Annotated in this window: 13 protein-coding genes; 7 read left to right on the top strand and 6 right to left on the bottom strand. The window is 43.7% G+C overall.

Annotation, left to right across the window (positions count from 1 at the left end; genetic code table 11):
* Nucleotides 1–27 precede the first annotated feature (27 nt).
* Nucleotides 28–504 carry a transcription elongation factor GreA gene (greA, locus tag D6V41_RS01545; protein ID WP_136249727.1) on the top strand — a complete coding sequence of 159 codons (477 nt, stop codon included), beginning with the start codon at nt 28–30 and terminating at the stop codon, nt 502–504.
* Between the two features lie 126 nt (nt 505–630).
* Here the strand turns inward: greA and D6V41_RS01540 are convergent, their stop codons facing one another.
* Nucleotides 631–2301 (bottom strand): SulP family inorganic anion transporter, encoded by a 1671-nt coding sequence (locus D6V41_RS01540; protein ID WP_136249726.1) that lies wholly within the window; start codon nt 2299–2301, stop codon nt 631–633.
* A gap of 467 nt (nt 2302–2768) precedes the next feature.
* Between D6V41_RS01540 and D6V41_RS01535 the strand changes: the two genes are divergently transcribed.
* From D6V41_RS01535 to D6V41_RS01510, 6 genes are read left to right on the top strand one after another with little or no spacing between them, the layout of a single operon-like run.
* Nucleotides 2769–5558 carry a monovalent cation/H+ antiporter subunit A gene (locus tag D6V41_RS01535; protein WP_136249725.1) on the top strand — a complete coding sequence of 930 codons (2790 nt, stop codon included), beginning with the start codon at nt 2769–2771 and terminating at the stop codon, nt 5556–5558.
* Entirely contained in the window at nt 5558–5923 is a 366-nt protein-coding gene (locus tag D6V41_RS01530) for a Na+/H+ antiporter subunit C (protein ID WP_136249724.1), read from the top strand. The genes D6V41_RS01535 and D6V41_RS01530 overlap by 1 nt, the downstream gene beginning before the upstream one ends.
* Nucleotides 5920–7446 (top strand): monovalent cation/H+ antiporter subunit D, encoded by a 1527-nt coding sequence (locus tag D6V41_RS01525; RefSeq protein WP_136249723.1) that lies wholly within the window; start codon nt 5920–5922, stop codon nt 7444–7446. Before D6V41_RS01530 ends, D6V41_RS01525 begins: the two co-directional genes overlap by 4 nt.
* Complete coding sequence (locus D6V41_RS01520) at nt 7443–7955, top strand: Na+/H+ antiporter subunit E (protein ID WP_136249722.1); 513 nt, start codon at nt 7443–7445, stop codon at nt 7953–7955. The genes D6V41_RS01525 and D6V41_RS01520 overlap by 4 nt, the downstream gene beginning before the upstream one ends.
* Entirely contained in the window at nt 7949–8218 is a 270-nt protein-coding gene (locus D6V41_RS01515; protein WP_136249721.1) for a K+/H+ antiporter subunit F, read from the top strand. The genes D6V41_RS01520 and D6V41_RS01515 overlap by 7 nt, the downstream gene beginning before the upstream one ends.
* An 8-nt stretch (nt 8219–8226) precedes the next feature.
* The gene (locus D6V41_RS01510; RefSeq protein ID WP_136249720.1) at nt 8227–8631 is read left to right on the top strand and encodes a Na+/H+ antiporter subunit G; all 405 of its coding nucleotides are present in this window, start codon (nt 8227–8229) and stop codon (nt 8629–8631) included.
* Between the two features lie 35 nt (nt 8632–8666).
* Here D6V41_RS01510 and lnt read toward each other — a convergent pair whose 3' ends face one another.
* The 5 genes from lnt to miaB form a co-directional block, all read right to left on the bottom strand.
* Nucleotides 8667–10148 (bottom strand): apolipoprotein N-acyltransferase, encoded by a 1482-nt coding sequence (lnt, locus tag D6V41_RS01505; protein WP_241664391.1) that lies wholly within the window; start codon nt 10146–10148, stop codon nt 8667–8669.
* Nucleotides 10149–10245: 97 nt separating this feature from the next.
* The gene (gene corC, locus D6V41_RS01500; protein ID WP_136250063.1) at nt 10246–11106 is read right to left on the bottom strand and encodes a CNNM family magnesium/cobalt transport protein CorC; all 861 of its coding nucleotides are present in this window, start codon (nt 11104–11106) and stop codon (nt 10246–10248) included.
* 36 nt (nt 11107–11142) lie between these two features.
* Nucleotides 11143–11640, bottom strand: a complete 498-nt coding sequence (gene ybeY, locus D6V41_RS01495) for an rRNA maturation RNase YbeY (protein ID WP_241664390.1) — start codon at nt 11638–11640, stop codon at nt 11143–11145.
* Complete coding sequence (locus D6V41_RS01490) at nt 11637–12716, bottom strand: PhoH family protein (protein WP_136249718.1); 1080 nt, start codon at nt 12714–12716, stop codon at nt 11637–11639. The genes ybeY and D6V41_RS01490 overlap by 4 nt, the downstream gene beginning before the upstream one ends.
* 30 nt (nt 12717–12746) lie before the next feature.
* Entirely contained in the window at nt 12747–14174 is a 1428-nt protein-coding gene (gene miaB / locus D6V41_RS01485) for a tRNA (N6-isopentenyl adenosine(37)-C2)-methylthiotransferase MiaB (RefSeq protein ID WP_136249717.1), read from the bottom strand.
* Nucleotides 14175–14422 lie beyond the last annotated feature (248 nt).

Raw genomic sequence — 14422 nt, 5'->3', positions numbered from 1 at the left:
TTTTTGTTTTCAATAAAGAGAATAATTATGAACAGCTATCCTATGACGGCCGATGGCGCAAAAAAACTGCGCGAAGAACTTGATCACCTTAAATCAGTAGAGCGTCCTCGCATTATTTCTGCGATTGCTGAGGCCAGAGAGCATGGTGATTTAAAAGAAAACGCCGAATATCATGCTGCCCGGGAACAACAAAGCTTTTGTGAAGGACGCATTCAAGATATTGAAGGTAAACTTTCCAACGCACAAATTATAGACGTGACCAAGCTCACGAATAATGGCAAGGTTGTGTTTGGCGCAACGGTTACCATTTTAAATACAGACACCGAAGAAGAAACGACATACCGAATTGTGGGTGATGACGAAGCTGATATCAAAAAGCATCTAATTTCTGTAAATTCACCGATTGCTCGTGGCCTGATTGGCAAAGAGCTAGACGATATTGTTTCTATTCAGACACCTTCAGGCTCGGTAGAAGTAGAAATTATCGAAGTCGAATATAAATAAGAATGCAAATAAGTAAATATAAATAAGCTCAACTCGCGGTAAGCGACAGTGCCAGCTAGCGCTAAAATAATAGAAACATTCTGACAGCGGACGCATTTTGATAGTCCGCTGTCGCTTAAACAGGATCTAAATATCCGCTGCGAAAGCCTTGTCTGCTTTCAAGCGCTGATTCGCCAAAATAAGCGCTTGCGTCCTATCTGCCATAAAATCAGCGTCGCATAGCAAATCTTCAAAGCCCATTCGCATTAATTTGTCTTTGGATTCTTTTTTATTGACTAACATCAAAATATGCTTGTTGAGCGACTTTGCATCTTTCACCAGATTTTCGATCGTCAACGCGATGGTATCGTCAAGAAATGAGACATCACTTAAGTCAATAATGACCACAGCATGATCGCCTAAGGAACTCAACTGGCGTGAGAGCGCTTTTGATACGCCAAATATCATCGTTCCACTTAAGTAGAAATACAGGATTTCGCCCTTTGCCAGATTTAATAGCTTACGCTGCTCATAGTTAAGTGGCAGGCGACCATCTACATCACTTATCGCTTTGATGTTTTTGGCTTGAGACGCGGACAGTTTTTCAATGGTGATTATGTTGGCGATAAACACCCCAATGCCAACTGCAATGACTAAATCGACAAACACGGTTAACAAAAGCACCGCATACATAATGACGCTAGTCTGCTTTGAAACCTTATGTGCCCGTTTGATAAAGCTCCAATCAAGAATATCAATGCCAACTTTAATGGCAATTCCGGCAAGCACGGCAATAGGAATGACAGATATCAGTTCTGATGCACCAAAGATGGCGACGATAAGAACTGACACCCTGACCAACCCTGAAAGCGCTGTTTTAGCGCCTGTCTGAATATTGACAACGGTGCCCATTGTCGCACCTGCACCCGGTAGACCACCAAATAAGCCCGAAAACAGATTGCCCATGCCTTGACCGATAAGCTCTTTATCTGATTTGTGCTCACTTCTTGTCAGGTTGTCGGCAATGACAGAGGTTAACATTGAATCAATACAGCCGAGCATACCGAGTACGATACCATCAAGAACCATCGTCTGAAATTGTGCAACAGTGAAGGTAGGTACCACGAGGCTTGGTAAACTAACGTTTATTTCACCGATACGTTTGATATCGGCATTGTTAAAAAAATATACGCTAATGACAGAGATAGCCAGTAATGCGATTAATTGCGGAGGTACCCAATGCTTAATTCTGCGAGGCGTAAAAAATATTAGGGCAAGCGTGCCAAGCGCCATGCTTGCCTCTATCCAATTTATCGATGCCAGCGTTTGCGGAAAAGCCATAAAGGCTGCTGTGACCCCGCCAGAGGGAGAAGGCGCGCCAAGGGCAGGTGCTAGCTGAAGAATAATCAGGATACATCCTATGCCTGACATAAAGCCGCTGATAACAGAGTAAGGCATCAAGGTAATGTACTTACCCAGTCTTAATACACCGAAAACGATTTGTGTGATACCGGCAATCATGACAACGGTAAACGCCATGGCAAGCCCTTGATCGGGATATTTTGCCATCATTGAGGTAACTACCGCCGCCATAATAACGGTCATTGGTCCTGTTGGTTCAGAGATAAGTGTAGGCGTTCCGCCAAAAGTAGCCGCAAAAAAGCCGATTATAATCGCACCATAAAGACCGGCCTCAGCACCGGCTCCTGATGCAACGCCAAAGGCCAGCGCCAATGGAAGAGAAACAATTGCGGCAGTTACGCCGCCCAGTATATCGCCTTTAAGATTACTTCGATTGATAAGGTTAAAAAATCGCAAAATACCTTCTCTTTTTATTTTTGTTTTAGGTCTTGGCTTGAGCTTAAAGAAGATGATAGTTCATCGGAAACTTCATTAACTCAATGCCTTACGCTATTGTTCACGCTATAAAAGCTAAGATTAACAATTAAATGCTGATTACTCTAATGAGAACATCGAAAAATGCTTATAATTATCACTATTAAAATGGCGGCGAAATATGCGCTGCGTTCCAGTATACTTTTTTTAGATGTAAATGCACGATGCAAAATTCAATAGTTTTTCAATAATGACGATAACAGTGAGATTGCAAAATATCTTTTGATATAGAGAGCAGCAACGATCCGGTCATTTATAAAAAACGTAGAATTTACTAGATCTTAGTGCTGTATTAACAGTAAAGTACACCCTAAATAAACCATGCGATGGTAGCTTCATGTGAAGCGCGTCCGAGCAATTAGAACAACAAATTGGAGCACTGTGGAACCATGAGCTTATTTTGGATTACAGCCATTCTTTTGATTGGCGTGCTTGTTCCGATACTTACCGAGCGATTTGGCCGTTCCCTTAACACATTACTTACCATGCTCGCGCCCGCAATAGCATTTGCCTATGTGATATCGCTTGTGCCCGAGGTGCTATCTGGTCAGACCCACCTTGAGTATTTGGAATGGATACCGGCGGCAGGATTGACGCTTTCGATGCGATTAGATGGCTTATCCTTGATGTTCGCTCTGCTCATCTTGGGTATTGGTCTGCTTATTATTCTGTATGCGCGCTATTACTTATCTGAAAAAGAAGCGGTAGGTCGTTTTTATTCTTACCTGATTCTTTTTATGACGGCAATGCTGTCAATTGTGCTTTCTAACAACGTGCTGCAAATGTGGATGGCATGGGAAGTCACCAGTATCAGTTCATTTTTGCTCATTAGCTTCTGGTCAGCCAAATCTGAATCGCGCAAAGGCGCTCGCATGGCGCTCACTGTGACCGGAGCCGGTGGCTTGGCATTGCTTGCCGGTCTGTTACTCATTGGCGATATTGTAGGTAGCTACGAACTAAGCGTGATATTGGCAAGTGGGGACCTTATTCGTGAGCATGTCCTCTATCCTGTGGTTCTCATTCTGGTTTTAATTGGGGCATTTACCAAATCTGCGCAATTCCCCTTTCACTTCTGGTTACCACACGCTATGGCAGCGCCCACACCGGTCAGTGCATATTTGCATTCTGCAACCATGGTAAAAGCCGGTATTTTCCTGTTAGCCAGAATGTACCCTGTGCTGTCTGGCACTGAGATGTGGTTTTTGATTGTCAGTATGACAGGCTTAATAACGCTTGTATTGGGCGCATACGTGGCATTGTTCAAACATGATTTAAAAGGTTTGCTGGCCTATTCTACGGTGAGTCACTTAGGCCTGATTACACTTCTGTTGGGGATGGACACAAAACTGGCAGCAGTGGCAGCTCTGTTCCACATTATGAATCATGCAGTATTTAAAGCCTCCTTATTTATGGCAGCCGGGATCATCGACCACGAGTCTGGCTCTCGTGATATGCGTAAATTGAATGGCTTATGGCAATTTATGCCCCATACCGCGACGTTGGCCATGGTGGCAGCGGCATCGATGGCAGGCGTGCCTTTATTTAATGGTTTTCTGTCAAAAGAGATGTTTTTGGCCGAAACCTTACATCAGGGTGCCTTAGGATTTTTATCCTGGATGATACCCGTATTGGCGACTTTGGCGGGTATATTCGCCGTTGCTTACTCCATGCGATTTATACACGATGTATTTTTTAACGGTCAGCCAATCGACCTGCCAAAAACGCCTCATGAGCCTCCTCGATACATGAAAATTCCTATCGAGATCCTTGTAGCCCTTTGCTTGCTGGTTGGTATTTTTCCAGCGCTGATGATAGGTGACTTTTTACAGGCAGCGGCAAGTGCTGTGCTTATGAGTGAGTTGCCATACTACAGTTTATCGATTTGGCACGGCTTTAATTTGCCCTTGTTAATGAGCGTTATTGCGATTGGAGGAGGGCTTGTTGTCTATGCCTACCGTGGTCACTTATACCGTTTTCAGGCACAGTTTAAGGAAAAAGACGAAAAGCTCATTTTTGAAGGCGTAATGCAAAATCTCGTTGGCTATGCGACCGCGATACATGAAAAAATCAGCAATGGCTCCTTACAACGTTATGTCGCAGCCTTACTGATTTTCACGATTATTATTGTGGCTGTGCCGTTGATCAACCTGGAAACAACGGCATTTCATTTGCCAAATCAGCCTGTGACGGGCGTTGAGATTACTGCCGGTGTAATCCTTTGCCTAAGCGCGCTGGCAACCGTTATTTATCATCGCAAGCGGATGGTTGCTCTTATCACTCTATCAGTAGTTGGGCTAATCGTATCTATCGCCTTTGCACGATTTTCTGCACCAGATCTCGCCCTAACGCAATTAGCTGTAGAAGTGGTGACCGTAATTTTGCTGATGCTGGCGTTATTTTTCTTACCGCAAAAAACACCGTCAGAATCATCACCCTCACGGGTTGTGAGGGATGTGGGGATTGCCGCAGCAATTGGCGGCTTAGTCGCGACTATTAACTACGCGTTTATTACGCAACCGCTCGATAGCATTTCAGACTTCTTCATAGCGAACAGTAAAACCGGCGGTGGTGGCACCAACGCGGTAAACGTCATTTTGGTAGACTTCAGGGGGCTTGATACCTTAGGTGAAATATTAGTGCTGGGTATTGCTGCTTTAGGCATATTTAAGTTGTTGGCAAGGGTTAGATTGTCGATGCCAACTGCAAATGAAAAAGGCATTCCGTTTGCCACTGATCGTCACCCTCCAATTCTGGTAATGATTTCCCAAAGCTTATTACCGCTGGCGCTTTTAGTCTCTTTTTACATCTTTTTGCGCGGTCATAACATGCCTGGAGGTGGATTTATCGCAGGCTTGATCACCTCGGTGGCTATTATCCAACAATACATCGCTCACGGGGTCGACTGGCTGCAGCCGAGGATCAAGGTGTCTTATCAATCGCTTATTGCCTGGGGTGTATTAATCGCTGCACTAACAGGAGTAGGAAGCTGGTTCTTTGACAGACCATTTATGACAACCTGGTTCGATTATTTTGATATTCCCGGCATTGGTGAGATTGAACTCGCCAGCGCGTTAATTTTTGATTTAGGTGTATATCTCACAGTGGTTGGCGCTACTTTGTTGATATTAGCGAATTTAGGCAAGCTTACTTCGGTTCACCGACCGACTCCGGAGGAATAATGGAAACCTTGTACGTAATTTGTGTAGGTGTTGTAACCTTTTGTGGTGTGTTTTTATGCTTACGCGGTCGCACATTTTCGGTAGTGGTGGGATTAACCTTACTTTCCTACGCTGTAAACCTGTTCCTGTTTTCCAGTGGTCGCTTGCATCTTGACGGGGCTGCGATACTGGGCATGTCTGAAAAGTATGCCGACCCGCTTCCTCAAGCCTTGGTTCTTACGGCCATTGTAATAGGTTTTGCCATGATTGCCTTTGTTGTTATATTGTCGATGCGGGCAAGAGCAGACCTGGGTAACGATTTCGTTGACGGCAGAGAGCCGCCCGATGATGAAAAATTGCTTAAACCGAGAAGAGGTCGACTATGAGTCAACATCTTCCTATCCTGCCTATTTTAATTCCAATGATTGGTGGCTTATTACTTTTGCTGCCACCATTCACAGGTCCTGAAAAGTATCAGTTCAGGCGAGTCGCCTCGATTTTGCTTATTGTTCTGCAACTGGTTTGTGCGGTCGTTTTGTTGCAAAACGTATCATACGGCGGTGCCATCATGTATGCGGTGGGCGACTGGCAGCCACCGTTTGGTATTATTCTTTATGTTGATTTGTTAGCGGCTCTTTTGGTCTGCCTTACGTCCTTTCTGGGCCTTGGCATACTGCTGTATTCTTTGGCAGGAGATGATAGAGAGGGAAAATATTTTCATCCGCTTATCCACTTTCAGCTATTGGGGATTTACGGCGCCTTTTTAACAAACGATTTATTTAATCTGTTCGTTTTTTTCGAGGTCTTATTAATCGCATCTTACACGCTATTGATTCATGGCGGGGGAAAACAAAAAACGGCAGCCAACGTCCACTATGTGATACTTAATCTGATTGGCTCAAGCTTGTTCTTGTTTGCCTTAGGGACACTTTACGGGACACTGGGAACGCTTAATATCGCAGACATGTCTCTCCGTGTTTCGCAAATATCAGAGAGTGAGCAGTTAATAGCGCAAGCAGGCGCTTCTTTGCTTTTAATTGTGTTTGGTTTAAAAGCGGCTATGCTGCCTATGCATTTTTGGTTGCCTAATGTTTATGGGGTTGCCAGTGCGCCTGTCGCCGCTTTATTTGCCATTATGACCAAAGTTGGGGTGTACTGCATATTTCGTGTTTATACGGTTATATTCGGTGAACAAGCGGGTAACTTATCAAACATTGTCGAGCCATGGATTTGGCCTTTGGCAATCTTAAGTATTATTGTTGGGACTATAGGCGCGCTGGCGAGTCCTAACCTGAGGGCGCTCATCGGTAATTTGGTTATAGTCTCGGTTGGGACCCTACTTATTACCTTTGCAATACGCACACCAGAAGCCACTGCCGCCGGACTTTTGTACTTAATTCACAGCACCCTGATAACCGGAGCCTTGTTTTTGCTAGCCGATTTATTAGGGCAGCAGCGCGGAAAAGCATTCGACTACTTTGTGGTCGCGCGAAAAATTGGTCAGCAAAAGGTCGCTGGGATCTGCTTTTTAATTGCTGCTATGGCGGTGGCAGGTTTACCCCCGTTTTCAGGATTTTTGAGTAAGTTGGTTATATTGCAGTCTGCTATAGGGACGGCTGAGAAAGTGTGGGTTTGGTCAGTATTGCTATTGTCCAGTCTCATGGCAATTATTGCGTTATCACGGGCAGGAACGACTTTGTTTTGGCGATACACAACGCCCACCAAAGAGAATGAAGAGACAAACGCGTCGAATTGGCAATTAGCAGGTGTATTTGTATTACTTACCGCATCCCCTTTACTCGTGCTCTTTGGTGCACCTCTCATCCAACTGACGAGCGACGCTGCCGCACAATTGCACGACCTACCGCTTTTAATAGAGGTAATGAATTTTAATGGAGATATGCCATGAGTTCACCTTCTTCCGTTTATTCAAAATTATTACCAATGCCTTACCACACAGTTTTGCTGGTTATTGTGTGGTTAATGCTCAACAGCAGCATTGGACTTGGACATATTTTACTTGGCCTTGTACTGGGCATCGTTATTCCCTGGATATGTGCGCCGCTTCGCATGCATCAACCCGGAGTTAAACGACCGCTTAAAGCTATTAGCTATGTACTCATCGTGCTTAAAGATATCGTCGTTGCGAATATCGAAGTAGCTATCTTAGTGGTTGGCCCAATGGCCAGAATAAAACCGGGATTTGTCGCCATACCGCTTGATATTCATCAGGATTTACCTATTACAGTGCTTGCCAGTACCGTCACAATGACTCCCGGTACAGTGAGCTGCGACATATCGGAAGATAAAAAATGGCTATATGTGCACGTGCTTAATATGCCAGAGAACGAACAAGAGGTCATTGACTTGATCAAAAGTCGCTACGAATCCCGTGTTAAGGAGATTTTCGGATGCTAGATATTACAGTAATCATTGTGTCAGGCATGTTGTGTGTTGCCTTAATTTTAAATCTATGGCGTTTGATAATCGGTCCGCACGTTGTAGATAGAATACTGGCGCTGGACACAATGTACATCAATAGTATCGCGCTGATTTTGCTTTATGGTATCTATAATCGCACGCCATTGTATTTTGAGGCGGCTTTACTTATCGCGATGCTCGGTTTTGTGAGTAGTGTTGCATTTGGCAAATATCTGCTTCGTGGCGATATCATCGAATAGGGGATAGTATGAGCTTTGCAATTGAGTTAGTTATATCTTTTTTCCTAATTGTTGGTGGTATCTTTGTTTTGGTTGGTTCCATTGGTTTACTGCGTCTTAAAGACCTTTATGTACGGCTGCATGCGCCAACTAAAGCAACAACTTTAGGTCTTGGAGGCGTGTTAATCGGTTCGATGTTTTATATGCATTATGCCCAAGGCTATATCACAATCAACGAACTTTTGATCACTTTGTTTCTTGTCATCACCGCGCCTGTTACTGCTCACATACTGGCTAAAGTCGCACTTCATCATCGCGTCAAAATGATGCAACGCACGCGCAATCCTCATCACGTAGAAACTGCGCGTATGCAGCAAGCACCTCAGGTATTGGAAGATAAAAGCAAGGATAAAGACAGTAACACTATCAAATAGTGCTCAGCGCGCTTTTATTCTAATAGAAGCCAGTGCTATTTTTGCGATTTATTTCGAAAGTAAATCGCAAATAAAAAACTTAATAAGGCGAGCAGGTAAGTGGGCAAATTTCCGTATTGAGTATAGGGCGTTTTTCCATCAATACGCTCAACATCAACGCTCAATACTGCATCTTCAAACTGCGGCAGTACACCAAGAAGATTGCCTTGATGGTCATAAGCTGCGGTAAGTCCTGTGTTGGTGGCTCTTAGAACGGGTTTACCAAACTCCATTGCTCTAACTCTGGCAATCTCAAGATGTTGATGGGGGCCGTGAGAATCGCCAAACCATGCATCGTTGCTGACGGTTACAATTGCATCCGTATTTTCCCGAATATTAGCTGCCATTTGCAAAGGAAAGGCAATTTCAAAACAAATTGCAGGCGCAAAACTTAAGCCTTTTGCTTTTAAATTATTTTGCACGTAGTCTCCTCGGTTAAAAGATGACATGGGCAAATTAAATATAGGAGCTAGTGGTCGCAAAATATTTTCAAAAGGCACAAATTCCCCTATTGGCAATAAGTGATGCTTTTTAAAGCGGTTTTTGTGACGGTAAATATAAGGGGTTAAATTATCTGTCTGTGAGTCTAATCCCAGTGCGAGCAGGGTGTTATAGGCCTCGTCATTATCCAGACTGACATCTACCACACCAGTAATTAAGGCGCTATTGAAATTGGTAGCCTGTTCATCCAGTAATTCTAAATAAGCAGTCGCCAATATTTCCAGTTTTGGTACCGCGGCCTCTGGCCAGATAATGATATCTGTCCCCCAAGCGTCATTGCTCAGGCGCAAATACTTTTCCATTGTCGGGCGGTCTTGCTCCGGACGCCAGCGAATAGACTGCTCAATATTGCCTTGAACGAGGGCAACGGAATAGGGACTTTTTAGGGTTTCTACCCAAGGAAAACGGTAGAAGATAAACGCACTTGTAAAGCTAACGGTGGTGACAATAAGCACTGCAAGCGATTGCTTTATTACGTTTACATGAAGGTTTTGATGCAGCTCATCTTCTGTATTTATATTGTCAAAACGTGTAAGCACGTTGACTAAAAGCACCGCGATGGCGCTTGAAAGCAAGATCATAAGCCCCGACAGCCCAATCTCTCCAATAATTGGATAATAGGCAGAAAATATGCTGGTACTTTGAGTGTAGCCAATAGACAGCCACGGAAAGCCTGTCAGGACATGAGCGCGTGCGTATTCAATAAGCAACCATAAAAAGGGCGCCGCAAGAGGCCAGAGACGAAGAGAAAAAAAGCGTTTAAGAAGGTATGAAAATGCGCCGATGTAAAGGGCTAAATATCCACATAGCAAGAGCATTAAAAAAATGGATACAAAAAGGGGAACGCCACCAAAGGTAGCAATGCTTACATGTACCCAGGAAATCCCGGCGCCGAAAAAACCAAATCCAAAAAACCAGCCGCTTAAAAAAGCACGTTTATGATATTTATAGGTGCTAGCTAACCAGATCGGAAGCACAAAAAATGGAAGCCACCACCAATGAAAAGGCGCAAACGCCAGCGTTAAACTGGCGCCTAAAATGGTATGAAGCAGATAGCCGATTTTCGTGTTCAGGCTAACTCTCCAAATTAGGCAAAAATACTTTTAGTTGAAGCAAGCGGCGTTTATCGGAGTTAGTCACTTCAAAATGAATATTGTCGATTTCGACTTTTTCACCGGTATTGGGCATATGGCCAAATGCTCGTAAAACAACGCCGCCAATAGTATCGGATTCTTCTTCGTTAAAATTACTTTCAAAAAACTCATTAAAGTCTTCAACAGGCGTAAGCGCTTTTACAGAATAGGTGCACTTATTTAATGGTCGGATATTGTCATTCTCGTTGACGTCATCATCAAACTCATCTTCAATTTCGCCCACAATAAGTTCGAGAATATCTTCAATAGTTACCAAGCCTGATACACCACCGTACTCATCAACTACAATCGCCATGTGGTAGCGTTGCTGTCTAAATTCTTTTAACAGCACATCAACACGTTTACTTTCGGGAACAATAATCGCTTCGCGCAGATTTTCTTTTAAAGAAAAGGTTTTTTCGTCATTAAAGGCATAAGCAAGTAAATCTTTTGCAAGCAATATACCTTCAATATGATCTTTATCTTCACTTATAACCGGAAAGCGACTGTGCGCAGAGTCTAGCATCAGCGGTAAAAACTCATCGACGCTTTGCTCGATGTCAATGGTAATCATTTGTGCACGGGGGATCATAATGTCTCTAACCCGCATCTCACTGACTTCCATAACACCTTCGATCATTTCTTTGGTTTGCGGGTCGATTAATTCCCGCTGCTGAGCGTCAGAAATAACTTCAGATAGTTCTTCTTTGTTTTTCGGCTCACCTTTAAAAGTGTGTAGCAAATTTGCAAACCAACCTTTACTCGATGAGCCGTTGGTAGAGGGGGGATTCTCTTCAGTCATTTTCCTGTCAACATTCATTTTATTCAATTTATATACTTAACTTAGCGTGTAGGGATCGTCAATCCCCAATTTCGCAAGCACGCCCGTTTCAATCGATTCCATTTCATCCGCATCTTGATCATTTATATGGTCATAGCCTAATAAATGCAAGACGCCATGCACGCATAAATGTGCCCAATGATGAGAGATATCTTTATTTTGCTCTGTTGCCTCATCTTGCAAAACCTGTGCACAAATCGCCAAATCACCAATGTAATTGGAATCAACGTAGTCTGGCGTATCGCTCGGAAATGATAAAACATTCGTCGCCTTGTCCTTTCTGCGGTATTGAAAATTGAGCGCTTTCGATTCCTCATAACTTACCACCCGAAGGCCCAGTTCAATAGGTTTTAAGTAGTGGATAAAGGATAGCGTGGTGCGGATGTAGGACACAAAGTCCATTTCAGAGGGCATGCCTTTAGAAAGTTCGGCAGGCACGTCCTCTGCTATCTCAATATATACATTGAGGCTTTTCGAAGTGGGATCAGTCGTCACGAGGATTTTGGATCACCCGATGCTGATGATGGATTTTCAGAATTTGACGCATTGTTTGATTCTGATCGCACTTGTTTTTCCTGACGTTTAATCGCTTCCTGCTTGGCGTCAAAATCCTCGTAAGCTTGCACAATTCTCGCAACTACCGGATGGCGAACGACATCTGAAGCGGTGAAGAAGTTAAATGAAATATCATTAACTTCACTCAATACATCAATCGCATGTCGAAGGCCAGAGCGCACTCCACGAGGCAAATCGACCTGAGTGATATCACCTGTTATTACGGCTTTTGAATTAAAGCCTATGCGCGTTAAAAACATTTTCATCTGCTCAGTGGTCGTATTTTGTGATTCATCTAAAATGATGAATGCATCGTTTAAGGTACGACCTCGCATGTAGGCCAGAGGAGCAACTTCGATAACATTGCGTTCAATTAATTTTTCAACCTTCTCAAAACCTAGCATTTCAAACAAGGCATCGTACAAGGGACGTAAGTATGGGTCGACTTTTTGTGATAAGTCACCGGGTAAAAAGCCTAGTTTTTCGCCGGCTTCAACGGCAGGTCGCGTAAGTAATATACGACGAATTTCCTGTCGTTCAAGCGCATCAACGGCGCAAGCTACTGCAAGATAGGTTTTGCCTGTTCCTGCCGGACCAATACCAAAAGTGATGTCATGATTGACAACATTGGCTACGTATTTCGACTGATTTGGATTGCGAGGCTTGATAACGCCGCGCTTGGTTTTGATATGAACTTCTTTGCCATAATCACCCGCTTCGGCTCGTTCCAGACACTTGGCTTCCTGGATAGCAAGATGTACTTGATTAGGTTCAAGTATCGGAATGCTGCCTTTTACAGGCTGAGTTTCGATATAAAGCAGCTTGAGCAATTCGCTTGCCCCATTTGCCTGCTGTGGATCGCCCATGACGCTAAATTGATTGTTGCGGTAGGTAATCTCCACTCCCAAGCGTCGCTCAATTTGTTTTATATTGTCATCAAATGGGCCACAAAGGCTTGATAAACGTTTACTATCTTCGGGTTCAAGTACAATCTTATTGCTTACGATATTGCTCAATATATATCCTCAATTGCTTCACTAAATTTTTTAGGCCGGCATCACCTGGATGACGCCAAGTTCATCTGGTGAGGGTTGTTTTGCTAAAATGCTTTGCGGCGAGACTGCAACGCGCAGACCCATTTCCGACTCTCGAGTAACAACATCACCGCGCAAAGAATTACTGAAAACCTCAGTGACTTCAATGTCTACAAATTCTCCTATCATGTCAGCGCTGCCTTTAAAGTTTACAACCCGATTATTTTCCGTACGCCCCGTCAGTTCATTCGGGTCTTTTTTGGATGGACCTTCTACTAAAATTCGCTGAACAGTACCCAACATGTTGCGCGCTATTTGTTGGGCGTTTTGATTAATACGCTGTTGCAATATATGCAAACGTTGTTTCTTTTCTTCTTCAGAAACATCATCCACTATATCGGCGGCAGGCGTGCCCGGACGGGCACTATAGATAAAGCTAAAGCTTAAATCGTAGCCAACGTGATTAATCAAATCCATCGTTGCTTCAAAATCTTCCTGGGTTTCACCGGGAAAACCAATAATAAAATCAGAGCTCATACTTAAGTTTGGACGCACCTTTTTAAGCTTGCGAATGGTGCTTTTATATTCAATTGCTGTATGGCCGCGTTTCATCAGATTTAAAATTCGATCAGACCCGCTTTGAACAGGTAAGTGTAAGTGGTCCACTAATTCAGGAATATGTTTGTATGCTTCAATGATGTCGTCTGTAAATTCGACAGGATGTGAGGTGGTATAACGAATTCGGTCAATACCATCAATGCTGGCGACAAGTTCTAACAGTTCAGCAAAGCGACAAATACTGCCGTCGTGATGTTCACCTCTAAATGCGTTTACATTTTGACCCAGCAGATTTACTTCACGAACGCCTTGAGCGGCAAGCTGAGCAACTTCGAGTAACACATCGTCTACAGGACGACTAACTTCTTCGCCTCGTGTGTAGGGAACCACGCAAAAACTACAGTATTTCGAGCAGCCTTCCATTATCGACACGAACGCCGTCGGTCCTTCTGCGCGAGGTTCTGGTAGACGATCGAATTTCTCAATTTCCGGAAAGCTTACATCCACGACTGATTTGTCACCGCCTTGAATTTGCTTGATCATTTCCGGCAAGCGATGCAATGTTTGAGGGCCAAACACAATATCCACATAGGGAGCGCGTTTACGGATTTCTTCACCCTCTTGAGAGGCAACGCATCCTCCTACGCCGATGATCAGTTCAGGCTTGTTGTTTTTTAAATGCTTCCATCGGCCAAGTTGGTGAAAGACTTTTTCCTGGGCTTTTTCACGAATGGAACAGGTATTTAGCAAAATCACGTCAGCATTTTCAGCCTCATCTGCTAAACTGTACCCGTGCGTGGCATCCAGTAGGTCGGCCATTTTTTCCGAGTCGTACTCGTTCATTTGGCAACCCCAGGTTTTAATAAACAGCTTTTTGCTCATAAAAAGTCGAAAATCTCAATTTATTGAATATCAGGCTTATATGCCTTATTACAATCGACACAATGTAAAGGTTTGCTTAGGATTGGTTAATTTAATGACCTTAAGTCAAGTCTAACTAAGCATCCCGAATTTTGTGTATTGCAATGTATGGAAAATAGCTGGTAATTTTAACGCGTTTAGCGCGATTAAGCTAGCGCCTGTTTTCTTTGCTTAAAGGGATAAACAGGCTCCGGAGAAATCTATGGCAG

It is taken from the genome of Ningiella ruwaisensis (assembly GCF_004798935.1).
Taxonomy (GTDB): domain Bacteria; phylum Pseudomonadota; class Gammaproteobacteria; order Enterobacterales; family Alteromonadaceae; genus Glaciecola; species Glaciecola ruwaisensis.
Note: the sequence above shows the minus strand (reverse complement) of the source record. Positions and strands in the feature narration are given on the sequence as shown.